Annotated in this window: 23 protein-coding genes; 16 read left to right on the top strand and 7 right to left on the bottom strand. The window is 65.5% G+C overall.

The genetic code is table 11. From position 1 onward, the window contains the following. The first annotated feature begins 16 nt into the window (after positions 1-16). From L0976_RS17235 to L0976_RS17225, 3 genes are all read left to right on the top strand, one after another. Entirely contained in the window at positions 17-613 is a 597-nt protein-coding gene (locus tag L0976_RS17235) for an NUDIX domain-containing protein (RefSeq protein ID WP_234188479.1), read from the top strand. A 541-nt stretch (positions 614-1,154) separates the two neighbouring features. Further along, positions 1,155-2,942, top strand: coding sequence for an aspartate--tRNA ligase (aspS, locus tag L0976_RS17230; RefSeq protein ID WP_234188478.1), 1,788 nt, complete (start codon positions 1,155-1,157; stop codon positions 2,940-2,942). 93 nt (positions 2,943-3,035) lie between these two features. Continuing rightward, a complete protein-coding gene (locus tag L0976_RS17225; protein WP_203318550.1) occupies positions 3,036-3,365 on the top strand; it encodes a DUF1236 domain-containing protein in 330 nt (109 codons plus the stop codon). Positions 3,366-3,455: 90 nt separating this feature from the next. Here L0976_RS17225 and L0976_RS17220 read toward each other — a convergent pair whose 3' ends face one another. Then, positions 3,456-4,646 carry a hypothetical protein gene (locus L0976_RS17220; protein ID WP_203318551.1) on the bottom strand — a complete coding sequence of 397 codons (1,191 nt, stop codon included), beginning with the start codon at positions 4,644-4,646 and terminating at the stop codon, positions 3,456-3,458. A gap of 211 nt (positions 4,647-4,857) precedes the next feature. Between L0976_RS17220 and parC the strand changes: the two genes are divergently transcribed. Continuing rightward, a complete protein-coding gene (parC, locus tag L0976_RS17215; RefSeq protein WP_234188477.1) occupies positions 4,858-7,110 on the top strand; it encodes a DNA topoisomerase IV subunit A in 2,253 nt (750 codons plus the stop codon). Here parC and L0976_RS17210 read toward each other — a convergent pair whose 3' ends face one another. From L0976_RS17210 to hemB, 6 genes are all read right to left on the bottom strand, one after another. After that, positions 7,111-7,500, bottom strand: coding sequence for a type II toxin-antitoxin system death-on-curing family toxin (locus L0976_RS17210; protein WP_234188475.1), 390 nt, complete (start codon positions 7,498-7,500; stop codon positions 7,111-7,113). Continuing rightward, positions 7,497-7,718: an AbrB/MazE/SpoVT family DNA-binding domain-containing protein gene (locus L0976_RS17205; RefSeq protein ID WP_234188474.1), complete on the bottom strand. Its 222-nt coding sequence runs from the start codon at positions 7,716-7,718 to the stop codon at positions 7,497-7,499. The genes L0976_RS17210 and L0976_RS17205 overlap by 4 nt, the downstream gene beginning before the upstream one ends. Positions 7,719-7,772: 54 nt before the next feature. Further along, positions 7,773-8,678, bottom strand: coding sequence for a DMT family transporter (locus tag L0976_RS17200; RefSeq protein ID WP_234188473.1), 906 nt, complete (start codon positions 8,676-8,678; stop codon positions 7,773-7,775). A 19-nt stretch (positions 8,679-8,697) separates the two neighbouring features. Then, positions 8,698-9,462: an arginyltransferase gene (locus L0976_RS17195; RefSeq protein ID WP_203318556.1), complete on the bottom strand. Its 765-nt coding sequence runs from the start codon at positions 9,460-9,462 to the stop codon at positions 8,698-8,700. Positions 9,463-9,568: 106 nt separating this feature from the next. Beyond that, positions 9,569-10,033: an RDD family protein gene (locus L0976_RS17190; protein WP_203318557.1), complete on the bottom strand. Its 465-nt coding sequence runs from the start codon at positions 10,031-10,033 to the stop codon at positions 9,569-9,571. 159 nt (positions 10,034-10,192) lie between these two features. Continuing rightward, the gene (hemB, locus tag L0976_RS17185; protein WP_234188472.1) at positions 10,193-11,209 is read right to left on the bottom strand and encodes a porphobilinogen synthase; all 1,017 of its coding nucleotides are present in this window, start codon (positions 11,207-11,209) and stop codon (positions 10,193-10,195) included. Positions 11,210-11,310: 101 nt separating this feature from the next. Between hemB and L0976_RS17180 the strand changes: the two genes are divergently transcribed. The 12 genes from L0976_RS17180 (at position 11,311) to L0976_RS17125 (ending at position 23,745) form a co-directional block, all read left to right on the top strand. Continuing rightward, complete coding sequence (locus L0976_RS17180) at positions 11,311-11,802, top strand: DUF6163 family protein (protein ID WP_370643702.1); 492 nt, start codon at positions 11,311-11,313, stop codon at positions 11,800-11,802. 131 nt (positions 11,803-11,933) lie between these two features. After that, positions 11,934-12,446 carry a transcriptional regulator LdtR gene (gene ldtR / locus L0976_RS17175; protein WP_203318560.1) on the top strand — a complete coding sequence of 171 codons (513 nt, stop codon included), beginning with the start codon at positions 11,934-11,936 and terminating at the stop codon, positions 12,444-12,446. 295 nt (positions 12,447-12,741) lie between these two features. After that, positions 12,742-14,067, top strand: a complete 1,326-nt coding sequence (locus L0976_RS17170) for a murein L,D-transpeptidase (protein WP_234188471.1) — start codon at positions 12,742-12,744, stop codon at positions 14,065-14,067. Positions 14,068-14,258: 191 nt separating this feature from the next. Then, positions 14,259-15,557: a serine hydroxymethyltransferase gene (glyA, locus tag L0976_RS17165; protein WP_203318562.1), complete on the top strand. Its 1,299-nt coding sequence runs from the start codon at positions 14,259-14,261 to the stop codon at positions 15,555-15,557. Positions 15,558-15,622: 65 nt separating this feature from the next. After that, entirely contained in the window at positions 15,623-16,102 is a 480-nt protein-coding gene (nrdR, locus tag L0976_RS17160; RefSeq protein ID WP_234188469.1) for a transcriptional regulator NrdR, read from the top strand. Continuing rightward, positions 16,103-17,200, top strand: coding sequence for a bifunctional diaminohydroxyphosphoribosylaminopyrimidine deaminase/5-amino-6-(5-phosphoribosylamino)uracil reductase RibD (ribD, locus tag L0976_RS17155; RefSeq protein ID WP_234188467.1), 1,098 nt, complete (start codon positions 16,103-16,105; stop codon positions 17,198-17,200). Continuing rightward, entirely contained in the window at positions 17,200-17,817 is a 618-nt protein-coding gene (locus L0976_RS17150; protein ID WP_234188465.1) for a riboflavin synthase, read from the top strand. The genes ribD and L0976_RS17150 overlap by 1 nt, the downstream gene beginning before the upstream one ends. A 134-nt stretch (positions 17,818-17,951) precedes the next feature. Further along, on the top strand, positions 17,952-19,088 hold the full coding sequence (locus L0976_RS17145) for a diguanylate cyclase (RefSeq protein WP_234188463.1): 1,137 nt from the start codon (positions 17,952-17,954) through the stop codon (positions 19,086-19,088). Between the two features lie 146 nt (positions 19,089-19,234). Continuing rightward, positions 19,235-19,696 (top strand): 6,7-dimethyl-8-ribityllumazine synthase, encoded by a 462-nt coding sequence (ribH, locus tag L0976_RS17140; protein ID WP_203318567.1) that lies wholly within the window; start codon positions 19,235-19,237, stop codon positions 19,694-19,696. Beyond that, a complete protein-coding gene (gene nusB, locus L0976_RS17135) occupies positions 19,693-20,178 on the top strand; it encodes a transcription antitermination factor NusB (protein ID WP_203318568.1) in 486 nt (161 codons plus the stop codon). Before ribH ends, nusB begins: the two co-directional genes overlap by 4 nt. A gap of 12 nt (positions 20,179-20,190) precedes the next feature. Beyond that, entirely contained in the window at positions 20,191-21,417 is a 1,227-nt protein-coding gene (locus L0976_RS17130; RefSeq protein ID WP_234188462.1) for an MFS transporter, read from the top strand. A gap of 192 nt (positions 21,418-21,609) precedes the next feature. After that, complete coding sequence (locus L0976_RS17125) at positions 21,610-23,745, top strand: sodium-translocating pyrophosphatase (RefSeq protein WP_203318570.1); 2,136 nt, start codon at positions 21,610-21,612, stop codon at positions 23,743-23,745. The last annotated feature ends 65 nt before the right edge of the window (positions 23,746-23,810 follow it).

Raw genomic sequence — 23,810 nt, 5'->3', positions numbered from 1 at the left:
CGCCGAAGGGTATTCCATGTCCGCAGAAAAGCAGTCCTCCGTCCGTATCGTCGAGCAGCAGACGGTCTGGAAGCGCTTCATCCATTTGCGCACCCTCGTCCTCGAACAGACCCGTGCCGACGGCCGGGTCGAGTTCCTCGACCGCGAGGTGCACGACCACGGCGCGGCGGCGGCGATCCTCCTCGTCGATCCGGTGCGCCAGACGGTCGTGCTGGTGCGCCAGTTCCGCCCCGGCGCCTTCCTCGGCGGCCACCCGGACGGCTTCCTCCTCGAAGTGCCCGCCGGCCTCCTCGACGACGACAGCCCGGAAGATGCCATCAGCCGCGAGGCGATGGAGGAGACCGGCTACGCCGTCAGCGACCTCCGCCACGTCTTCGACATGTATTCCAGCCCCGGCACCCTGACGGAGCGCGTCTCCTGCTTCGCCGCCCATATCGATTCCGCCGGGCGCGACGGCAAGGGCGGCGGTGTGGACGGCGAGGGCGAGGATATCGAGATCGTCGAAATGCCGATCGACGAGGCCTGCGGCCTGATCGCCAACGGCGGCATCGTCGATTCCAAGACGATCATGATGCTGCAATGGCTGATGCTGAATCGCGAGGCGTTTGCCTGAACGGCGCGGTGATTCCCTTGCCGCTTGCCCCTCACCCTAACCCTTGTAACTTGGACTTTGCTTCCCGGACCGGCCGGTTCGGGGGGATTGGCGATCAAGCCCGATAACTCTGAGAACTTGAAGTTCGTGGGAGAGCAAGGGACACTCGCCAGGATTTCCCAAGCCCATACAGTCGCTTGGGCCAAGCTCCGGCCGGGGACCAAGCCCGCTATGCGCAAGGATGGGACACCGAAATTCTCAACAAGCTCCTCGTTCCTAAGCCCTTTCTTGGCTTGCAGCTCAAGACAGTCGCTCTCCCGCAAGCGGGGAGAGGGGACTTGCCCCACGAACGGTTGCTGATTGGGGAAAACGGCGCGGCATATCCCCTTCTCCCCGCTTGCGGGAAGAAGGTGGCCGGCGGGCCGGATGAGGGGCGGGCACCTGGCCTTTCCCCCGCCAAGCCTTGACAAACGGCCGCCACCATGCGCTTTTCCGCGCGATTTTCTTGGGTAGCTGCGCCGGGACCTTCCCGCGCGGCCCGTCAGCATTTCAGGATACCACGATGCACCGTTACCGCAGCCATACCTGCGCCGCTCTCCGCAAGTCCGATGTCGGCGAGACCGTCCGTCTTTCCGGCTGGGTCCACCGCGTCCGAGATCATGGCGGCGTGCTCTTCATCGACCTGCGCGACCATTACGGCATCACCCAGGTCGTCGCCGACCCCGACTCCCCGGCCTTCAAGAAGGCCGAGACGGTGCGCGGCGAGTGGGTGATCCGCATCGACGGTCTTGTCAAGGCGCGCACCAAGGACACCGTAAACAAGGGTATGCCCACGGGCGAGATCGAGCTTTACGCGCAGGAGATCGAAGTCCTGTCGGCCGCGAAGGAACTGCCGCTGCCGGTCTTCGGCGAGCCGGACTACCCGGAAGACGTGCGCCTCAAGTACCGCTTCATCGACCTTCGCCGCGAGACGCTGCACCGGAACATCGTCAAGCGCACGCAGATCATCTCCGCCATGCGCAAGGGCATGGGCGAGGCCGGCTTTGCCGAATACACGACGCCGATCCTCACGGCCTCCTCGCCCGAGGGCGCGCGCGACTTCCTCGTGCCGAGCCGCATCCATGAAGGCAAGTTCTTTGCCCTGCCGCAGGCCCCGCAGCAGTACAAGCAGCTCCTGATGGTCGCCGGCTTCGACCGCTACTTCCAGATCGCGCCGTGCTTCCGCGACGAAGACCCGCGCGCCGACCGCCTGCCGGGCGAATTCTACCAGCTCGACGTCGAGATGAGCTTCGTCACCCAGGAAGACGTCTGGCAGACGATGGAGCCGATGATGACGGCCGTCTTCGAGGAGTTCGCCGAAGGCAAGCCCGTCACGAAGGAGTGGCCGCGCATCCCCTATGACGAGGCGATCCGCAAATACGGCTCCGACAAGCCGGACCTGCGCAACCCCATCGTCATGCAGGCCGTCACCGACCATTTCGCCGGCTCCGGCTTCAAGGTCTTCGCCAACATGATCGCGTCGAACCCGAAGGTCCAGGTCTGGGCGATCCCGGCCAGGACCGGCGGCAGCCGCGCCTTCTGCGACCGCATGAACGCCTGGGCGCAGTCGACCGGCCAGCCCGGCCTCGGCTACATCTTCTGGCGCAAGGAAGCCGACAAGCTCGAAGGCGCGGGCCCGCTCGCCAAGAACATCGGCGAGGAGCGCACGGAAGCCATCCGCACCCAGCTCGGCCTCGATGACGGCGACGCCTGCTTCTTCGTCGCCGGCGATCCGGCCAAGTTCTACAAGTTCGCCGGCGAAGCCCGCACCCGCGCCGGCGAGGAACTGAACCTCGTCGACCGCGACCGCTTCGAAATGTGCTGGATCGTCGACTTCCCCTTCTACGAGTGGAACGAGGACGAGAAGAAGATCGACTTCGCGCACAACCCCTTCTCCATGCCGCAGGGGGGGCTCGAAGCCTTCGACAGCAAGGAGCCGCTGGAGCTCAAGGCCTACCAGTACGACGCTGTCTGCAACGGCTTCGAGATCGCATCGGGCTCGATCCGTAACCAGTCGCCGGAGCTGATGGTCAAGGCCTTCGAGAAGGTCGGCCTCTCGCAGGGCGACGTGGAAGAGCGCTTCGGCGGCCTCTACCGCGCCTTCCAGTACGGCGCCCCGCCGCATGGCGGCTGCGCCTTCGGCATCGACCGCGTGGTCATGCTGCTCGTCGGCGCGAAGAATCTCCGCGAAATCTCGCTGTTCCCGATGAACCAGCAGGCGCAGGACCTCCTGATGAACGCCCCGTCGCCGGCAACGCCGACGCAGCTTCGGGAACTGGCGCTGCGCGTCGTTCCGTCCAAGAAGGACTGATATCTGGAGGGCGGGAAGGGCCTTGCCGTTCCCGCCGCCCGGAACAGTCGGGCGCTCCGGCCGTTCTCCTCCCGTCAACACAGGAGAACGAACATGCGAAACAGGCTTATCCTTGCCTCCGCGGCGGCGCTTCTGTCGCTGTCCGCCACGGCCTATGCCCAGGACACGGTGATCATCCAGGAGACCGATCCGGTCATGACGGAATCGACCGTCGTCGTTCCGGGCGAGGTCCGCACCTATGTCCTGGAGCGGGACATTCCCTCGGTGCCCTATGAAGGCGACATCCTTATCGGACGGGTCGTTCCCGGCGAGGTGGAAATCCACGCCATCGACGGCCAGCCCGATTATGCCTACACCATCGTCAACGAGCGCCGCGTCATCGTGAACCCGCAGACGCGCACCGTCATTCAGGTGCTCGAATAATCCGTCGCGACGGATGCCGGTAATCCCCGCACGAACCAAAGAGAAAGCCCGGAGCGATGCTCCGGGCTTTCCTGTTCCTGCGCCAGAAGATTACTGGTTGGCGGTGACGGTGACGCCAAGGACCTGCGGGATGGTCTGCGGCGCGCCCATGGCAGCGCCCATGATCATCGGGAACGGCACCGGCTCCTTCGGCTCGGCGCTGATCGTCAGGCTCTTCGGGTCGTCGAGATAGGTGTTGACGGCGGCCGAGATCTGGTTCTGCAGGTCGGGCATGTTGAGCTGCGCGATCATGATCGGGACGAGGCCCTTCAGCGACTGCGCCATCTGGTCGCCCGTCACGCCCTGTTCGCTGCCGGCATAGTCGAGCAGCTTCTTGGTGATCGAGGCGTCCTCGAAGGAGATCGAGGCATTGTCGAAGGTGAGCTGCTGGACGAGGCCCATCATGGCCATGCCCATCGCGGCGTTCGCCTCTTCCTTGTTCGGGTTGGCTTCGGCCGTCTTCAGGGCTTCCTGCATGTTCTTCAGGAAGTCGAGCGTGTAGCCGGAGAAGGCGAGCGAGAGGTTGAGGCGGCCGACATCCTTGAAGTCGAAGGCATATTCGTCGACGGCCAGCTTGCCGCTCGCCAGCTCCCAGCTGCCGGACATGCTGACCTTGCCTTCCAGCGCATGCAGGCCGATCTTGTCGAGCGCTTCCTTTGTCTTGGGGTCCTCGACGCTCGTCAGGTCCGCCTTCAGGTCGGACATCGTCGCGTCGAATTCGAGGCCGGCATCGTCGTCCATGCGGGTGACGTTCGCTTCCATGCCGGACATGGAGAAGACTTCCTTGCCCTTGGCGGCGACGCTGACCGGGCCGGCGGATGCCGATTCGTACATCAGCAGCGATTCGAGCGTGCCGGGAACGACCTTGCCGGGAATGGAAACGCCGCTGATCGAAAGGTCCTTCGCCGTCACCGTCGTCTCGGCCTCGGTGACGTTGATGTCCTCGAAGGAAACGGTCTCGACGGTGTAGCCGCCGTCGCCGTCTTCCTCGACGCCCTCCATGGTGATGGTGCCGAGCTTGATCGGCGCTTCGCTGCCGGTCGCCTTCATCTGCGCGCCTTCCAGCGTCACGGTGGAGCCGTCGGCGGTAACGTTCGAAGAGCTGATGGATACGCCGCTGGTCGCATAGGTTGCGTTCAGCTTGGCCAGCAGGTCCGCGCCGTCGAGTGCGAAGGCGGGGCTTGCCAGTGTGGCAAGCGCTGCGCCGGCGAGGAGGGCGCGGAAGTGGGAGGTGCGCATCATGAATAGGCTCTCTTTCTGGATTTCTTGGACGGCTGCCTTGCCGTTACCGCCCCTAGACGGGCGGTGCGGCAAATATATTCATGCCGTGTGGACTTTCCATGGAATTCTCTCACCGCGCGGGCAGATTTCGAAAAAGCTTTACAAACTGCTATCCACAGCCCGATTGCCCGGTTTCCTTGCCGCGAATCGGCCAAGAGGGTAGTCAAGTCCCATGGGACAAAACACTTTGCCGCCCGATGGCGGAGACGACAACATCCAACCGGTCGACCTCAAGGCGGCGCTGGAAGAGCGCTATCTCGCCTATGCGCTGTCGACCATCACCCAGCGCGCGCTGCCGGATGTGCGTGACGGCCTGAAGCCCGTCCATCGCCGCATCATCCACGCCATGAGCGAAATGGGCCTGAGGTCCAATTCCTCCTTCAAGAAATGCGCGCGTATCGTCGGCGACGTCATCGGTAAGTTCCACCCGCACGGCGACCAGTCGGTCTACGACGCGCTGGTGCGCCTCGCGCAGGATTTCTCGCAGCGCTACCCCATCGTCGACGGGCAGGGCAATTTCGGCAATATCGACGGCGACAACGCTGCCGCCTACCGGTACACCGAAGCGCGCATGACCGAGGTCGCGTCGCTGCTGCTCGAAGGCATCGACCAGGACGCCGTCGACTTCCGTCCGACCTACAACGAGGAGGACGAGGAGCCGATCGTCCTGCCGGGCGCCTTCCCGAACCTCCTGGCGAACGGTTCCTCCGGCATCGCCGTCGGCATGGCCACCTCCATTCCCTCGCACAACGCCCATGAACTGTGCGATGCCGCGCTCCACCTCATCCGCAATCCGGACGCGGATGTGGAGAAGCTCGTCGAGTTCGTGCAGGGCCCCGACCTTCCGACCGGCGGCATCGTCATCGACAGCCGCGAAAGCATCATCGAGGCCTACAAGACCGGTCGCGGCGGTTTTCGCGTGCGCTCGAAATGGCAGACGGAAGACCTCGGCCGCGGCGGCTACCAGATCGTCGTCACCGAAATCCCCTACCAGGTGCAGAAGTCGCGCCTGATCGAGAAGATCGCCGAGCTGCTGATCGCCCGCAAGCTGCCGCTGCTGGAGGACATCCGCGACGAATCGGCCGAGGACGTGCGCATCGTGCTCGTGCCGAAGAGCCGCACGGTCGATCCGACGATCCTGATGGAATCGCTCTTCAAGCTCTCCGAGCTCGAAAGCCGCATTCCGCTCAACATGAACGTGCTCTCGATGGGGCGCGTGCCGAAGGTCATGGGCCTCAAGGACGTGCTGGTCGAGTGGCTGGCCCATCGGCGCGAAGTGCTGCAGCGCCGCTCGCGCCACCGCCTCGCCGCCATCGACCGCCGTCTCGAAATCCTCGGCGGCTACCTCATCGCCTATCTCAACCTCGACGAGGTGATCCGCATCATCCGCGAGGAGGACGAGCCGAAGGCCTCTCTCATGGAGACCTTCTCGCTGACGGACGTGCAGGCCGAGGCGATCCTCAACATGCGCCTGCGCTCGCTGCGCAAGCTCGAGGAGTTCGAGATCCGCACCGAGTTCGACAACCTGTCGAAGGAGAAGGCGGAGATCGAGACGCTGCTCGCCTCCGACGAGAAGCAGTGGCAGACCGTCGCCTGGGAGATCGGCGAGGTTCGCAAGAAATTCGCCAAGGCGACCGAGCTCGGCCGCCGCCGCACCCAGTTCGCCAGCGCCCCGCAAGCCGATGTCGAGGCCATCCAGCAGGCCATGATCGAGAAGGAGCCGGTCACGGTCGTCATCTCGGAGAAGGGCTGGATCCGCGCGCTGAAGGGCCATATGGCCGATACGTCCGGCCTCCAGTTCAAGGAGGGCGACGCGCTGAAGGTGGCCTTCCCGGCGCAGACGACGGACAAGGTGCTGATCGTCACCACGGGCGGCAAGGTCTTCACGCTCGGGGCCGACAAGCTGCCGGGCGGGCGCGGCCATGGCGAGCCGCTGCGCATCATGGTCGACATGGAGAACGACCAGGACGTCCTGACCGCCTTCGTGCACGATCCCGCGCGCAAGGTCATTGTCGCATCGCAGGCCGGCAACGGCTTCGTGGTGGCGGAAACCGAGATGGTCGCCAATACCCGCAAGGGCAAGCAGGTGATGAATGTCGGCATGCCCGACGAGGCCAAGCTCGTCGTGCCGGTGCGCGGCGACCACGTCGCCGTCGTCGGCGAGAACCGCAAGATGCTGGTCTTCCCGCTGTCGCAGCTTCCCGAGATGACGCGCGGCAAGGGCGTGCGCCTGCAGCGCTACAAGGACGGCGGCGTCTCCGACATCCGCTGCTTCGCGATGGCCGACGGCCTTTCCTGGGACGACAGCGCCGGCCGCAACTTCGTTCGCACCAGGGAGGAACTCGCCGAGTGGCTGGGCGACCGCGCAAGCGCCGGCCGCACCGTGCCGAAGGGTTTCCCGCGCAGCGGCAGGTTCAGCGGCTGATCAGCCGGGGTAGGGGACGCTGACGTCGCGCAGGAAGCGCGCCGCCCCCTCCTCGTCGATCTCCCCGGCAGCGACGGCGAGGACGAAGGCGTAGAGCGTGGCGTCGTCCGTTGCGATCTCGAACCCGTTGTCCATCAGGAAAACGGCCGCCGCGACGATCGCAATGCGTTTGTTGCCGTCGACGAACGCGTGGTTCTTCGCCAGCCCGTAGAGATAGGCTGCGGCGAGTTCGAATATATCCTCGCTGCCGTAGTGCGCCTTGTTGACGGGCCGGGACAGTGCCGACTCGAAGGCATTCTCGTCGCGCAAGCCGGCCGCTCCGCCGAACCGCTCGATCTGAATGTCATGGAGCCGTTCGACGAGCCGTCTATCGAGGAAGACGATGCTCATTCGGCAAGCTTCTTGAGCGCGACCTTGTAGCGATCCATGAATTTTTCGGCATGGGCGAGCTGTCGGTCGAAATCGCCGTCTGCCGCCGTGAGGATGAGCTTGCTGCCCTCGCTCGTCATCGTGATCTCGTCGCCCGCCTTGACGCCCAGGCGATCGAGAACGTCCTTCGGTATGATGATGCCTTCGGAATTGCCGATCTTGCGGATGGTGATGTTCATGGCCTTGCTCCGTTATAACCAAGTTATAACATTCTGCGTAGCCGATCTCAAGCCTCATCCGGTGAACGGAAACTCCGCCGCCGCGTCGCTGCGGGCTTTCGAGCGCATCTGCCAGAGGGAATGGGCGAGGAGGGCGAGGATGAGGATCGAGCCGCCGATGAGGGTCTGCGTGGTGGGCGTCTCGGCAAAGACGATCCACACCCAGATGGGGGCGAGCACGGTTTCCAGCAGATAGAACATGCCGACCTCGGGCGCGGAGAGGTAGCGCGGACCCGTCGCCAGGCACCAGAAGGCGAGCGGGATCATGATGAGCCCGTTGAACAGGATGAAGCCGGGGGTGGCGATCTGGAAGCCCGTGTCGGGCAGCAGGAGCAATGCGACGATACCCGGGAAGATGGCGGTGACGAGCGGCACGAAGCCCATGTCCAGTCCGCTGCGGCGGCTGAGGGTGATGGCGGAGGCCAGCAGGAAGGCGGAGCAGGCCGCCATGGCGTCGCCGAAGAAGTTGCCGCTTTCCAGCCCGTCATGCACGATCAGCGCGACCCCGGCGACCATGGCGGCCATGGTGACGAGCGTGGCGTTGGACGGCCGCTCGCCGAGGAAGATCCACGAGAGGATCGCCGCGAACATGGAGGTGAAGGCGAGGATGAACACGACATTGGCCGTCGAGGTGTTGAACACCGCAAGCATGAAGGTCAGCGAATTGATGCCGTAGAGAATGCCGATCAGGAGCCCGACGGGCCCGGGGATCAGCGCCACCTGCTTGCCGAGCGCGAAGCGGACGACGGACCAGGCCAGAAGCGCCATGACGAAGGTCGCGATGCTGCGCGTCGCCAGCATCGACCAGACCTCGCCGTTTGCCGAGCGGATCAGCGGGATGTCGAAGGAAAGGGCGAGGCCGCCGGTGGCGGTGATAAGAAGGCCCTTGCGGTGAAGGGCAGGATCGCTGGTCTGGGGCACGTCGGGTCCGAATCTGGGATCAAGGGGCGCTGTCTTCGCCGTTATAGCGCTCCCAACCGCGCGACATCAGGTGCTCCTGCGGCAAAAACTTTGTTTTATAGTCCATTTTGCGCGATCCCTTGACCCAGTAGCCAAGATAGACGTGCGGCAGGCCGAGGGCTTTCGCCCGCCGGATATGGTCGAGGACCATGAAGGTGCCGAGAGAGCGGCGCACCAGCTCCGGATTGTAGAAGGAATAGACCATGGAAAGGCCGTCGCCCATGCGGTCGGTCAGCGCTACGGCAAGCAGCTCGCCCTGCGGGCGTTCCTTGACGCCGGAGCCTTCCTCGCGCACGCGGTATTCGATGATCTTGGTGTGGACATGCGTGTCCTCCACCATCATCGCATAGTCGAGCACCGACATGTCCGACATGCCGCCCTTCTGGTGGCGGGCGTCGAGATACTGGCGAAAGAGGGAATATTGCTCGCTGGAGGGCTCGGCCGGATATTCGTGCGAGACGAGGTCGGCATTCTCCGCCAGCACCCGGCGCATGGTGCGGCGCGGCTCGAACTCGTTGACGAGGATGCGCACGGAAATGCAGGCGCGGCAGGTCTCGCAGGCCGGACGGTAGGCGATGTTCTGCGAGCGGCGGAAGCCGCCCTGGGTGAGAAGATCGTTGAGTTCCGGCGCGCGCTCGCCCACCAGATGCGTAAACACCTTCCTCTCCATCTCCTGCGGCAGGTAGGGACAGGCCGCCGGCGCGGTGAGATAGAACTGCGGAGAGGATGTTGCCTGCGTATTCATCGGCCGTTGGGCGACTCCCTCGCTGTGTGACGCGTCTATGCCAATACCATGGCGCAGTTCAGGAAAAGGTCAACTAGAGGATTTCGCCCGCGCGTTTTGGCTTTCGTCAATAACGATCGCGGCGAACCATCACCGTGCCGAGCAGAAGATCGTGCAGCAGGCGGCCACGGTCGGTGAAGAGGCCGACGAGCACGATGAACGGCGTCAGCAGCGCGTTGCCGATCCAGAAGAGCACGAGATGCACGATGGCGGTCAGGAAGTCGATGGGACGTCCGTCCACCCGGGCAAGGACGAGGCCCATGACGTTCATGCCGGCGCTCGCCTGCGACGGGCCGCCCATCGTCAGGCCGAAATAGAGCATGGCGACGATGGCGAAGAGCGCGGGATAGAGGAAGAAGCCGAGGCCGAGCGTCAGGATGCCGAGGAAGAAGACCACGATGGCAGCCGGAATCCAGAGCAGCGCGATGATCGCGTAGTCGATCAGGAACGCGAAGATCCGGCGTGACAGCACGCCGCGATAGGCCTGCCAGTCCGTCGTCGGAACCCGCGTTTCGTTGAAATCAGCGCTCATCTGTCTGTCTCCCTGATGGAACATGCCTTCCATATGGGGATGCTTTCGGGGAAAACAACGGGGAGAGGGATGGCGGCGCTTGCCGCCCGTCCCGCCTGCCTGCCACCTTCCTCCCGCGGGCGGGGAAAGGGACGTCGCCGGGGCCGAAGCGGACTGGCGTCAGCCCTTCGCCGCCAGGTGCCGCGCCACGTCCATCGCGAAATAGGTGAGGATGCCGTCGCAGCCGGCGCGCTTGAAGGCGAGGAGGGTCTCGAGCATGACGCGCTCGCCGTCGATCCAGCCGTTCAGCGCGGCGGCCTTGATCTGGCTGTATTCGCCGGAGACCTGGTAGGCGAAGACCGGCAGGCCGAACGCCTCCTTCATGCGCCAACAGATGTCGAGATAGGGCAGGCCCGGCTTGACCATCATCATGTCCGCGCCTTCCTCGACGTCGAGCGCGGCGTCGCGCATCGCCTCGGTGCCGTTGGCGGGGTCGATGTAATAGGTCTTCTTGTCGCCCTTGAGCAGGCCGCCGGTGCCGATGGCGTCGCGGAAGGGGCCGTAGTAGGCCGAGGCGAATTTCGTCGCATAGGCCATGATGCCGACATCCTGGTGGCCCGCCGCATCGAGCGCCCGGCGGATCGCGCCGATGCGCCCGTCCATCATCTCGGACGGCGCGATGATGTCGGAGCCGGCATCGGCCTGGATGACGGCGGCCTTGGCGACCAACTCGACCGTCTCGTCGTTGACGATGACGTCGCCGCGCAGCACCCCGTCATGGCCGTGGCTGGTGAAGGGATCGAGTGCGACGTCGGTGATGACGCCGATATTCGGCACGGCCTTCTTGATGGCGCGCGTCGCCTCGTTGATGAGGTTGTCGGCCGCAAGGCTGTGCGAGCCCGTCTCGTCGCGCAGGCGCATGTCGATATTGGGGAAGGTGGCGATGGCGGGGATGCCGAGGTCGGCCGCTTCCCTGGCGGCTTCCACGAGCCTGTCGACGCTCATGCGGTTGACGCCCGGCATGGCGGCGACCGGATCGGTGACATTGGTGCCCGGCACCACGAAGACCGGCCAGATGAGGTCGTCGACCGTCAGGCGGTTTTCCTGCACGAGCCGGCGCGTCCACTCGGCCTTCCGGTTGCGCCGCATGCGGCGGTGGCCGGTGATCTCGTCGACGATGTTCCTGCTGCCGGTCATGATGCCATTTCCTTGCTGGTCCTTTGCTGCGCGCGTATTACCACGCCGCTTCCGGCAATCAAATCGCCAGCGGAAAAAGAGGCTGCGGCATATGGCCGTGCATGATGCGCTTTGCGGGCTTTATGCGCGCCGTCCTTGCCCTTACTGTCCGCGCCATGGTTGCTGATTCTGCCAAGGGCCCAAGGCCGAGCCTGACCGAAACGCTGTTCGCGCTGTTCCTGCGGCTGGTGGCGGTGGCCTCGCTATGGTTCGCGCTGCAGTACTGGGCCATGCTCACGGGCTTCTCGCTTGGAGGGAAGGGGCGCTTCGACCTTCTTCCGCCGGCCTGGAAGGCGGCCTCCACGGCGCTCGCCGTGCTCTTTCCCGTCGCGGCCGTCGGCCTCTGGCTGCTGGTCTCCTGGGGGCCGGTCATCTGGCTGATCGCGGCGGCGACCGAGATCGCCATGCACGAGGTCTATCCCTCCATCTTCGGCATCAACCGGCTGCTGGTCATCATGCATCTCGCGGTGGCCGCCGTGTTCCTGCTTTTCCGCGCCGCGCTCTTCATCCAGCGCCGCCGCCAGGCCCGCACGGTAAGAACTGATTCACCCTGAGACAGGGTCGCTCTCCGGTAAGGCGCTGTTAAGGCTGCAGTTTAAGTAGAATTTTAGATGCATTCGCTAGGTTCTCACTCAAGGCGGGACAACAAACCACACCGCCAAACAAAACAGTGAGGCAGAGAACCATGAACACCAAGATGAAGCCGCAGCAGGCCCCGGTCGTCGATCCGCAGGAAGATGCGATCCGCAACCTCTATCTGGAATCCCTTCACCTCGTCGAGCGCCTGCACCGTCGCCTGCTCGATGTCATCAAGGACGAATTCGACCGCGCCGGTCGCTCCGACGTCAACGCCGTCCAGGCGCTGCTCCTCTTCAACATCGGCAATTCCGAGCTGACCGCCGGCGAGCTGCGCTCGCGGGGCTACTACCTCGGCTCGAACGTCTCCTACAACGTCAAGAAGCTGGTCGACCTCGGCTTCATCAACCACCAGCGCTCGCGCATCGACCGCCGCTCGGTCCGCATCAGCCTGACGGAAACCGGCCAGGAAGTCGCCGAGACCGTCGCAAAGCTCTACGAGCGCCACATCGGCTCGATCCAGAAGGTCGGCGGCATCGGCGAAAGCGAGTTCAACCAGATGAACAAGCTGCTCCAGCGCCTCGACCGCTTCTGGAACGACTCGATCCTCTATCGCCTGTAAGTCCGGGCGCCGTTTCCGACCTCCTCCAAAAGCCGGCCGCGTTCCCTGCGCGTCCGGCTTTTCGCGTTTTCCGCTCCTTCACATCTTCGCGCGCACCCCGGTCCCGGGCCTCCGAGACACGAATTGGCCATATTGCTGTGACACCCGGACGCTGGGCTAAAGGTATGCGCGGACGGCACGGCCGGTTTGCGTTTGTTAACCCTGTTCATGATAGCTGCATCGGGTATGGACCGCTTGGTCGCGTGCCGCGTGCACCTCGCCGCTCGGTGCGGCGTTTCAGGAGATGATAGGATAGATGTCTCGCAAACCCGGATTTGACGTGTTCTCGCGCCGTGCATTCCTGCGTTCGGCAGCAACCCTCGGAGCCGCCGCCGTCGCCGGCCCGACGTTCGCCCAGTCGGCCATGGACGATATCCTGGATTCCTCGCGCCGCGGCAACTGGGACGACCAGTTCGACGCCAAGGCCTCGCGCAGCGCCGATGCCGTCGCCTCCAACAATCCTATCCTCGGCCCCGGCGCCGTGCCGAACATCCAGCAGGCGATCGCCGACTACCAGCAGATCGTGTCCGCCGGCGGATGGTCGGACGTGGCGTCCGCCCAGAAGCTGCAGCTCGGCGTGGTCGATCCCGGCGTCCAGACCCTGCGCCAGCGCCTGATGATCTCGGGCGACCTGCCGCGCGAGGCCGGCATTTCCAACTCCTTCGATTCCTATGTCGACGGCGCGGTGAAGCGCTTCCAGGCCCGCCACGGCCTGCCGCAGGACGGCGTGCTCGGCGAATATACGCTGAAGGCCATGAACGTGCCGGCGACGACGCGCCTCAACCAGCTCAACACGAACCTGGTGCGCCTGCAGACCATGTCCGGCGATCTCGGCCAGCGCTACGTGATGGTGAACATCCCGGCCGCCTATATCGAGGCCGTGGAAGACGGCCGCGTGGCGCTGCGCCACGTCGCGGTGGTCGGCCGCATCAGCCGCCCGACGCATATCCTCAACTCGAAGATCTACGACGTCACGCTCAATCCCTACTGGACCGCGCCGCGCTCGATCGTCGAGAAGGACATCGTGCCGCTGATGCGCAAGGACCCGACCTACCTCAAGCGCAACAACATCCGCCTGATCGACGGCAGCGGCCGCGAGGTCGCGCCGGAGACCGTCGACTGGTTCGCCGACAAGGCGCCGAACCTGATGTTCCGCCAGGACCCGGGCAAGATCAACGCTATGGCGTCCACCAAGATCAACTTCCACAACACCAACAACGAATACATGCACGACACGCCCCAGCAGGGCCTGTTCAACAAGCTGATGCGCTTCGAATCGTCCGGCTGCGTGCGTGTGCAGAACGTCCGCGACCTCATCACCTGGCTGCTGCGCGACACGCCCGGCTGGTCGCGCCAGCAGATCGAGAAGGTCATCAACGACCGCGTCAACACGCCGATCAAGCTGGCCGTCGAGGTCCCGGTCTACTTCGTCTACATCACCGCCTGGTCGGCCCGCGACCGTGTCGTGCAGTTCCGCGACGACATCTACCAGATGGACGGCGCCACCGAACTCGCCCTCCAGACCGGCTACGGCATGGAAAAGCCCGCCGGCTCCCCGGACGACGACCTGCTGCCGCAATGAGGCGATTTGTCGGATTTTTCAAAGGCCCCGCTTCCCCTTGGAATGCGGGGCCTTTTTCCTTTGGGCTATCGGCCCCTTGTCGTTTTTATCCCATAAGGCGCGTTGAAATGGCGCAAACCGTGGAGCGGATATTGCCCTTGCCATGCGAGGACGTTAAACACCGTGCCACCCACCCTTAAGGAGCCTCGAGGATGAGCCAGTCTTCCGCCACCGAAGTTTTCTTCACGCGTTCCCTTGCCGACACCGATCCGGAGATCTTCGGCTCCATCCAGAAGGAACTCGGTCGCCAGCGCCATGAGATCGAGCTGATCGCCTCGGAGAACATCGTCTCGCGCGCCGTGCTCGAAGCCCAGGGCTCGATCATGACGAACAAATATGCCGAAGGCTATCCGGGCAAGCGCTACTATGGCGGCTGCCAGTTCGTCGACATCGCGGAAGAGCTCGCCATCGAGCGCGCCAAGAAGCTGTTCGGCGTCAACTTCGCCAACGTCCAGCCGAATTCCGGCTCGCAGATGAACCAGGCCGTCTTCCTCGCGCTGCTCCAGCCGGGCGACACCTTCATGGGCCTCGACCTGAATTCGGGCGGCCACCTGACGCACGGCTCGCCGGTCAACATGTCCGGCAAGTGGTTCAACGTCGTCTCCTACGGCGTGCGCGAGGAAGACCACCTGCTCGACATGGACGACGTCGCCGAGAAGGCCCGCAAGAACAAGCCGAAGCTCATCATCGCCGGCGGCACCGCCTATTCGCGCATCTGGGACTGGAAGCGCTTCCGCGAGATCGCCGATGAAGTCGGCGCCTACCTGATGGTCGACATGGCGCATATCGCCGGCCTCGTCGCCGGCGGCCAGCACCCGTCGCCGTTCCCGCATTGCCACGTCGCGACCACCACCACGCACAAGTCGCTCCGCGGCCCGCGCGGCGGCGTCGTGCTGACGAACGACGAGGACATCGCCAAGAAGATCAACTCGGCCGTCTTCCCGGGCCTGCAGGGCGGCCCGCTGATGCACATCATCGCCGCCAAGGCCGTCGCCTTCGGCGAGGCGCTGCAGCCGGAATTCAAGGAATACGCCGCGCAGGTCGTCAGGAACGCCAAGACGCTCGCCGAGACGCTGAAGGCCGGCGGCCTCGACATCGTCTCGGGCGGCACCGACAACCACCTGATGCTCGTCGACCTTCGCAAGAAGAACGCGACCGGCAAGCGGGCGGAAGCCGCCCTCGGCCGCGCCTATGTCACCTGCAACAAGAACGGCATCCCGTTCGACCCCGAAAAGCCCTTCGTCACCTCGGGCGTCCGCCTCGGCACGCCGGCCGGCACGACCCGCGGCTTCAAGGAAGCCGAGTTCACGGAGATCGGCAACCTGATCGTCGAAGTCCTCGACGGCCTCAAGGTCGCCAATTCTGATGAGGGCAATGCAGGCGTCGAAGCCGCCGTCCGGGAAAAGGTCGTCGCGCTGACGGGCCGCTTCCCGATGTACCCCTATATGTGAGCAATTCCAGGAAAAGTGTGAAGCGGTTTTCCGTCCGGAATTGCGTGAAAACAAAGAGATAGAGAATGCGCTGCCCCTATTGCGGTTCGGAAGATACGCAGGTGAAGGACTCCCGTCCCGCAGAGGACGGGGCCGCCATTCGCCGCCGGCGCATCTGCCCGGATTGCGGCGGTCGGTTCACGACCTTCGAACGGGTGCAGCTCCGCGAGCTGATGGTCGTCAAGAAGACGGGCCGCAAGGCCCCCTTCGATCGCGACAAGCTCCTGAAATCCTTCGAGATCGCGCTTCGCAAGCGGCCCGTCGACCGGGACCGCATCGAACGCGCGGTCTCGGGGATCGTCCGCCGGCTCGAAAGCTCCGGCGAGACGGAAATCGCTTCCGAGGAGATCGGCCTCCAGGTGCTGGAGGCGCTGAAGGCGCTCGATGACGTGGGCTTCGTGCGCTACGCCTCTGTTTACCGCGACTTCTCCCATGTCGACGACTTCGAGAAGATCCTCGCCGAAGTCGCCGCCAAGATCGCCCGGGATCCGGGCGCCGACGGCTAGATGTCGGCCGGCGCGGAAGATAGACGCTTCATGGCGGCGGCGATCCGCCTCAGCCGCCGCAACCTTGGCCTGACCTCCACCAACCCCTCCGTCGCCTGCCTGATCGTCAGGGACGGCGTGATCGTCGGCTCGGCCGTCACCGCGCCGGGCGGCCGGCCGCATGCGGAAACGCAGGCGCTTTCCGAGGCGGGCGCGGCGGCGCGCGGCGCCACCGCCTATGTCACGCTCGAACCCTGCTCGCACCACGGCAAGACGCCGCCGTGCTCCGAGGCGCTGATCGCCGCCGGTGTGGCGCGCGTTGTCGTCGCTGTGACCGACCCGGATGAACGGGTGGCGGGCAGGGGGCTGGCGATGCTGCGCGATGCGGGCATCAAGGTGGAGACCGGCGTTCTGGAGGAGGCGGGCCGGGAAGCCCTTGCCGCCTACCTCGCTCGCCAGACGAGGAAGCAGCCCCATGTGACTCTGAAACTTGCCGTTTCGGCCGACGGCATGCTTGGCCGGCTGGGCGAGGGGCAGGTGGCGATCACCGGCACAGTCTCGCGCGGGCAGGTGCATGTGCTGCGCGCCGAGACGGACGCGATCCTCGTCGGCATCGGCACGGCGCTCGCCGACGATCCGGAACTCACCTGCCGCCTGCCGGGGCTCGAAGCCCGCTCGCCGGTGCGCATCGTGCTCGACCCGCGGCTGGAACTGCCGCCGGCCTCGAAGCTGGCGCAGACGGCCCGGACGGTGCCGGTCATCGTCGTGACGGAGCGCGATGACAGGGACGATCCCGCTTTCGTCGCGCGTCAGGCGGCGCTGGAGGCCCTCGGCGTCGAGGTGCTGATCTGCGATCCGCGCAAGCTGGGCGCCTTGCTGACGGCGCTCGCGACGCGCGGCATCTCCTCGTTGCTGGTGGAGGGCGGTGCGCGCACGGCCGGGTCCTTCCTCGATGCCGGCCTGGTCGACCGCATCCTCCTGTTTTCCGGCACGGTCACCCTTGGCGGGGACGGGGTCGCATCCCCATTTGTCCCGGGGCGGATGCCGGACGGCTTCTCGCTTCGCCACACGGCGCGCTACGGCGCGGATGTCCTGCAAGAATACGAAAGAGACGATTGATGTTTACCGGCATTGTCACCGATATCGGAACGGTCGAGAAGATCGAGCCCATGAACGAGGGCGTGCGCCTGCGCGTGCGCACGAACTACGACCCCGCCACCATCGACATGGGCGCCTCCATCGCCCATTCCGGCACCTGCCTCACCGTGACGGGACTGCCGGAGGAGGGCACCAATGCCCGCTGGTTCGAGGTCGAGGCCTGGGAAGAAGCGCTGCGTCTGACGACCATCGGCAGCTGGACGGCCGGCACGCGCATCAATCTCGAACGCTCCCTGAAGATCGGCGACGAACTCGGCGGCCACATCGTCTCCGGCCATGTCGACGGCAAGGCGGAGATCCTCTCCGTCGAGGCGGAGGGCGATGCCACCCGCTTCCGCATCCGCGCACCGGAAGGGTTGGAGCGCTTCGTCGCGCCGAAGGGTTCCATCGCGCTCGACGGCACCTCGCTCACCGTCAACGCGGTCGATGGCGCGGTCTTCGACGTGCTCCTCATCCGCCATACGCTGGAGGTCACCACCTGGGGCGAGCGCAAGGTCGGCGACTTCGTGAATTTCGAGGTCGACACCATGGCGCGCTATGCCGCGCGGCTCGCGGAGTTCCCCGCGCCGACGGTGTGACGGCGGCGTGACGGAAGGCGGATTTCGTCCCGTATCGGTACGGGATAAAGGCCGGCTTTCGCGCGCCGGGTAACGATATCGATACTTCTGCGCTTTTACGGTGAACGGCATCGGACCCCGGAGACCGTTCCCGCATGACGCCTGATTACAACACGCTCCTTCTTGCGATCGGGCTGTCCGGCTTCTGCCTGTCGGCGACGCTGTTCGCCTCGTGGATGTCCACCCGCGTCGAACGCTTCCTGCTTTCCTGGTCGCTCGGCATCGGCTGCATCGTGCCGGCCGTCGCCGTCTACAGCGCCTATGTCGAAAACCCCGGCGTCCGTCTCGGCTGCCTTGCCTTCCTGCTCCAGTTTCTCGGCTTCGCCTTCATCTACGGTGCGGCCTACCGCTTTCGCACCGGGCGGAGGGGGCGAAAGCGCATGGTGGTGGTCTTCACGGCGAGCGCGGCCATCGCGCTGCCGTGGCTGCTTGCCGGGTATGACGGCATCGGCTTCATCGTGCTCAACCTGCTGATCGCGTCGGCGCTCGCCGCGACGGCCGCCGAGTACTGGCGCGGCCGCGAAGAAGCGCCGCTGCCGCTCACCGGCATCGCCGTCCTCTACATGACGACCGCGCTTTCCTTCGTGCTCTGCGCCGCCGTTCTCCTCCATGGCGGTCGCTGGGTGCTCGGCCATGCGCCCGACAACTGGGCGGAAAACCTCAACCTCGTCATGGCGATCGTCGGCATTACCGGCATCGGGGCCATGTCGCTGGCGCTGAACCAGTGGCGCATCGCCGGCAGCCACCAGCGCGCCGCCAACACCGATGCGCTGACGGGCCTGCTCAACCGCCGCGCGCTCTTCGACCGCTACGGCGATGAAACGATGGGCGAGCACCGGGCGGCGATCGCCTTCGATCTCGACAGCTTCAAGTCGGTCAACGACCGCTACGGCCATGCGGCCGGCGACGCGGTGCTGAAGGTCTTCGCCGACGTGCTGCGCGATGCCTGCGGCACGGCGGCCTGCATCGCCCGCCTCGGCGGGGAGGAGTTCATCGTGGTTCTGGACCGGACCCTGCCGGACCGGGCCCATCGCATCGGCGAGCATATCCGCGCGGAGTTCGCCTCCAGGCTCATCCCGTTCGGCGGACGGCCGATCACCTGCACCGTCAGCGCCGGCATCGCCTTCGGCAATGCGGACGGCCTCAGCTTCGATTCCCTGCTCAGCAATGCGGACAGGGCGCTCTACATGTCCAAGCGCGACGGCCGCAACCGCGTGTCGCTGGCCGCCTGAGCGCCAGGCACCGAATACCCTGAGCCACCGCCTTGCGCGGAAATCGCCGCAGGGGGCGGAAAACGCTTGCCAAGCCTCGCCTGTCGTGGTTTGACCGCCGCCTCTGCCCGCATCTGCGTGGCCTGCTTCCAATTTTCAGGTGATCCATGGCCAACACCGATAAACCTCATCTTCTCATCGTCGAGGCCCGCTTCTACGACGACATGGCCGATGCGATGCTCGATGGCGCCAAGAACGCGCTCGCGGCCGCCGGTGCCAGCTACGACATCGTCACCGTGATGGGCGCGCTCGAAATCCCCGCGGCGATCTCCATGGCCCTCGACGGCATGGAGAACGGCGGCACCTGGTACGACGGTTTCGTCGCGCTCGGCATGGTCATCCGCGGCGAGACCTACCATTTCGACATCGTCGCCAACGAATCGAGCCGCGCGCTGATGGACCTTTCCGTCAGCGAGGCCCTGCCGATCGGCAACGGCATCCTGACGGTCGAGAACGACGAGCAGGGCTGGGCGCGCGCCCGACGCTCGGAGGGCGACAAGGGCGGCTTTGCCGCCCGCGCGGCGCTGACCATGATCGAGCTGAAGAAGAAACTGGGCGGCGAACAGTGACCACCGAGAAGAACCAGCAGCCGGTGAAGCCGGCCAACCAGCGCGGCGCGGCGCGCCTTGCCGCCGTGCAGGCCCTCTACCAGATGGACATCGGCGGCACCGGCGTGCTGGAAATCGTCGCCGAATACGAGCTGCATCGCCTCGGCCAGGAGCTCGACGGCGACACCTACCTCAAGGCGGACGCCTCGTGGTTCCGCTCCATCGTCTCCGGCGTCGTGCGCGACCAGCGCCAGCTCGATCCGATGATCGGCGCTGCGCTGCAGGACGACTGGGCGCTTTCCCGCCTCGATTCCACCGTCCGCGCCATCCTGCGCGCCGGCACCTTCGAGCTGAAGGAGCGCAAGGACGTTCCCGTCGCCGTGATCGTCACGGAATATGTCGAGATCGCCAAGGCATTCTTCGAAGACGAGGAGCCGAAGCTGGTGAACGCGGTCCTCGACCGCATCGCCCGGCAGCTTCGGCCCGACACGACGCGCAAATAGAAGGTAGGCGGAATGAGCACCGGCACGGTCGAGGGTCTTGAACGGGAACTGTCGGCCGCGCGCCGCAACGTGTTCCTTCTCACATTCGCACAGGCGCTGCTCGCCTCCGCCGGCCCGATCGTGTTTTCCGTCGGCGGCCTTGCCGGCTACAACCTCCTCGGCCAGGACAAGTCGCTCGCGACCGCGCCTCTGACCGGTTTCAACATCGGCGTTGCGCTCGGCGCGGTGCTCGTCGCCATCGCCGCGCGCATGCTCGGCCGAACCTATGGCTTCGTCGTCGGTGCGCTCGTCGGGGCAGGGGGCGGCCTGCTTGCCGCCATCGCGCTTCTGCGCGGCGATTTCTGGCTCTTCGCCCTCGGCTTCGTGCTCGTCGGCATTTCCAGCGGCTTTGCGCAGAAGATCCGCTTCGCGGCCGCCGACGCCTCGCCCTCCTTCTACAAGCCGCGCGCCATTTCCTGGATTCTCGCCGGCGGCGTCATCTCGGCCGTCCTCGGCCCGCAGGTCGTCATCCTCACCAAGGACCTCTTCGAGCCGGTGCTCTTTGCCGGCGCCTTCGTCGCCCTCGTGCCGCTGTGCGGCGCGGCGATCGTGCTCTTCCTCTTCCTGCGCCTGCCCGACCACAAGGCGGCGGGCGCGGCCACCGGCCAGGCCGTGCGGCCGCTCCGGGAGATCGTGCTGACGCAACGCTTCCTGACGGGCATGGTCTGCGGCATCTCCTCCTATGCGCTGATGACCTTCATGATGACCGGCGCGCCGCTCGCCATGGTCATCGGCTGCGGCTTCTCGCCCGAGCTCGCGACGCTCGGCATCCAGTGGCATGTGCTCGCCATGTTCGCGCCGAGCTTCGTCACGGGCATGCTGATCCAGCGCTTCGGCACGGAGAAGGTCGTGGCCGCGGGCCTCGTCATCCTCATGGCCTGCGCCGGCATCGCCCATATGGGCATCGCGCTCTGGAACTTCTGGGGCGCGCTGATCCTGCTCGGCATCGGCTGGAACTTCGGCTTCATCGGCGCCACCGCCATCGTCGCCTCCAGCTACCGCCCGCACGAGGCCGACAAGGTCCAGGGCTTCCACGATATCATTCTCTTCGGCGCGGTGGCGCTCGCCTCGTTCTCCTCCGGCAAGGTGTTCAACGCCTATGGCTGGCAGACGATCAACCTGGTGTTCTGGCCGATCACCGGCGTCAGCCTGGTGCTCGTCATCCTTCTGCTTTTGCGCTCGCGCCGCACCGCTGCCTGAGCCTCTTCGCCCGCCTGCGTCGAAAAATCCAGCACGCCGCACCGCTTACCGCGTTGCAGCGGCTTGACGCAACCGATTCGCAATCGCAATCTGGCCGCGCGCCGGCTCCCGGCTTGTGAGGAGGCAAACGGGGACGGGCGCGTTCCGGCTGCGGGGAGAGGACCCGGCGGCCTTCAAGGAGGACAGAGCGAAATGACCATATTGTTGGGCGTTATCGCATGCGGGTTGCTCTCGGTGGTCTATGCCATCTGGGCGACGCGGTCGGTGCTTGCCGCCGATCAGGGGAATGCCCGCATGCAGGAAATTGCAGGCTATATCCGGGAAGGGGCGCAGGCCTACCTCACCCGGCAGTACAAGACCATTGCCATCGTCGGGGTCGTCGTCTTCATCGGCACCTGGCTTCTGCTTTCCGCAACGGCTGCCATCGGGTTCCTGATCGGCGCCGTCCTGTCGGGCGTCGCCGGCTTCATCGGCATGCATGTGTCCGTCCGAGCCAATGTGCGCACGGCGCAGGCCGCGTCCGTCAGCCTGTCCTCCGGCCTGGACATCGCCTTCAAGTCGGGAGCCATCACCGGCATGCTGGTGGCCGGCCTCGCGCTTCTCGGCGTCTCCATCTACTACTGGATCCTGACTGGCGTTCTCGGCCAGGAACCGGCATCGCGCGAGGTCATCGACGCGCTTGTCGCGCTCGGCTTCGGCGCCTCGCTGATCTCTATCTTCGCCCGTCTCGGCGGCGGCATCTTCACCAAGGGTGCGGATGTCGGCGGCGACCTTGTCGGCAAGGTCGAGGCCGGCATTCCCGAGGACGACCCGCGCAATCCCGCGACCATCGCCGACAATGTGGGCGACAACGTGGGCGACTGCGCCGGCATGGCCGCCGACCTCTTCGAGACCTATGCGGTGACCGTCGTCGCCACCATGGTCCTGGCGGCGATCTTCTTCGCCGGCACGCCGGTTCTCGCCAGCGCGATGATCTATCCGCTCGCCATCTGCGGCGCCTGCATCATCACCTCGATCGTCGGTTCGTTCTTCGTCAAGCTCGGCTCCAACGGCTCGATCATGGGCGCCCTCTACAAGGGCCTCATCGTCACGGGCGTGCTGTCGATCCTCGGCCTTGCGGCCGCGACGTCGCTCACCATCGGCTGGGGCAGCATCGGCACCGTCGCCGGCAAGGAGATCACCGGCACGAACCTCTTCATCTGCGGCCTTCTCGGCCTCGTGGTGACGGCCCTCATCGTCGTCATCACCGAGTACTACACGGGCACCAACAAGCGGCCGGTGAATTCCATCGCGCAGGCGTCGGTGACAGGCCACGGCACGAACGTCATCCAGGGCCTCGCCGTCTCGCTGGAATCGACGGCGCTGCCGGCGATCGTCATCGTCGGCGGCATCATCGCCACCTACCAGCTCGCCGGCCTCTTCGGCACCGGCATCGCCGTCACCGGCATGCTCGGCATCGCCGGCATGATCGTGGCGCTCGATGCCTTCGGCCCCGTCACCGACAATGCGGGCGGCATCGCCGAGATGTCGGGCCTCGATCCGGAGGTGCGCAAGTCCACCGACGCGCTCGATGCCGTCGGCAACACGACCAAGGCCGTCACCAAGGGCTATGCGATCGGTTCGGCCGGCCTCGGCGCGCTGGTGCTCTTCGCCGCCTATTCGAACGACCTCGCCTATTTCGCGGCGAACGGCGACAAATATCCGTATTTCGCGGATATCGGCACGATCTCCTTTGATCTCTCCAACCCCTATGTGGTGGCCGGCCTCATCTTCGGCGGCCTCATTCCCTATCTCTTCGGCGGCATCGCGATGACCGCCGTCGGCCGGGCGGCGGGGTCGATCGTGGAAGAGGTGCGCCGGCAGTTCCGCGAGAAGCCGGGCATCATGGCGGGCACCGAGCGGCCGGACTACGGCCGCGCCGTCGACATGCTGACCAAGGCGGCGATCCGCGAGATGATCGTGCCGTCGCTCCTGCCGGTGCTGGCGCCGCTCGTCGTCTATTTCGGCGTGCTGCTCATTTCCGGCTCGAAGGCCTCGGCCTTCGCGGCGCTCGGCGCCTCGCTGCTCGGCGTCATCGTCAACGGCCTGTTCGTGGCGATTTCCATGACATCGGGCGGCGGCGCGTGGGACAATGCCAAGAAGAGCTTCGAGGACGGCTTCGTCGACAAGGACGGCACGCGTCACCTCAAGGGCTCGGAAGCCCACAAGGCCTCCGTCACCGGCGACACCGTCGGCGATCCCTACAAGGACACGGCCGGCCCTGCGGTGAACCCGGCGATCAAGATCACCAATATCGTGGCCTTGCTGCTGCTCGCCGTTCTCGCCTGATCGAGGCACTGCCCAAACAAAAACCGCGGGGAGCGATCCCCGCGGTTTCTTTATGGAAGGATGTG

The organism is Shinella sp. NM-101, from assembly GCF_021401195.1.
GTDB lineage: Bacteria > Pseudomonadota > Alphaproteobacteria > Rhizobiales > Rhizobiaceae > Shinella.
The sequence above is the reverse complement of the archived record's forward strand: the minus strand, read 5'-3'. Positions and strand labels throughout refer to the sequence as shown.

Coding starts and splice junctions, on each gene's coding strand:
- aspS (WP_234188478.1), top strand. CDS start 1,155: ATGCACCGTTACCGCAGCCATACCTGCGCCGCTCTCCGCAAGTCCGAT.
- L0976_RS17130 (WP_234188462.1), top strand. CDS start 20,191: ATGAGCACCGGCACGGTCGAGGGTCTTGAACGGGAACTGTCGGCCGCG.
- L0976_RS17205 (WP_234188474.1), bottom strand. CDS start 7,718: ATGAACATCACCATCCGCAAGATCGGCAATTCCGAAGGCATCATCATA.
- L0976_RS17170 (WP_234188471.1), top strand. CDS start 12,742: ATGTCTCGCAAACCCGGATTTGACGTGTTCTCGCGCCGTGCATTCCTG.
- L0976_RS17190 (WP_203318557.1), bottom strand. CDS start 10,033: ATGAGCGCTGATTTCAACGAAACGCGGGTTCCGACGACGGACTGGCAG.
- parC (WP_234188477.1), top strand. CDS start 4,858: ATGGGACAAAACACTTTGCCGCCCGATGGCGGAGACGACAACATCCAA.
- L0976_RS17210 (WP_234188475.1), bottom strand. CDS start 7,500: ATGAGCATCGTCTTCCTCGATAGACGGCTCGTCGAACGGCTCCATGAC.
- L0976_RS17195 (WP_203318556.1), bottom strand. CDS start 9,462: ATGAATACGCAGGCAACATCCTCTCCGCAGTTCTATCTCACCGCGCCG.
- L0976_RS17235 (WP_234188479.1), top strand. CDS start 17: ATGTCCGCAGAAAAGCAGTCCTCCGTCCGTATCGTCGAGCAGCAGACG.
- hemB (WP_234188472.1), bottom strand. CDS start 11,209: ATGACCGGCAGCAGGAACATCGTCGACGAGATCACCGGCCACCGCCGC.
- ldtR (WP_203318560.1), top strand. CDS start 11,934: ATGAACACCAAGATGAAGCCGCAGCAGGCCCCGGTCGTCGATCCGCAG.
- glyA (WP_203318562.1), top strand. CDS start 14,259: ATGAGCCAGTCTTCCGCCACCGAAGTTTTCTTCACGCGTTCCCTTGCC.
- L0976_RS17125 (WP_203318570.1), top strand. CDS start 21,610: ATGACCATATTGTTGGGCGTTATCGCATGCGGGTTGCTCTCGGTGGTC.
- ribH (WP_203318567.1), top strand. CDS start 19,235: ATGGCCAACACCGATAAACCTCATCTTCTCATCGTCGAGGCCCGCTTC.
- nrdR (WP_234188469.1), top strand. CDS start 15,623: ATGCGCTGCCCCTATTGCGGTTCGGAAGATACGCAGGTGAAGGACTCC.
- L0976_RS17225 (WP_203318550.1), top strand. CDS start 3,036: ATGCGAAACAGGCTTATCCTTGCCTCCGCGGCGGCGCTTCTGTCGCTG.
- L0976_RS17180 (WP_370643702.1), top strand. CDS start 11,311: ATGATGCGCTTTGCGGGCTTTATGCGCGCCGTCCTTGCCCTTACTGTC.
- L0976_RS17150 (WP_234188465.1), top strand. CDS start 17,200: ATGTTTACCGGCATTGTCACCGATATCGGAACGGTCGAGAAGATCGAG.
- ribD (WP_234188467.1), top strand. CDS start 16,103: ATGTCGGCCGGCGCGGAAGATAGACGCTTCATGGCGGCGGCGATCCGC.
- L0976_RS17220 (WP_203318551.1), bottom strand. CDS start 4,646: ATGATGCGCACCTCCCACTTCCGCGCCCTCCTCGCCGGCGCAGCGCTT.
- L0976_RS17145 (WP_234188463.1), top strand. CDS start 17,952: ATGACGCCTGATTACAACACGCTCCTTCTTGCGATCGGGCTGTCCGGC.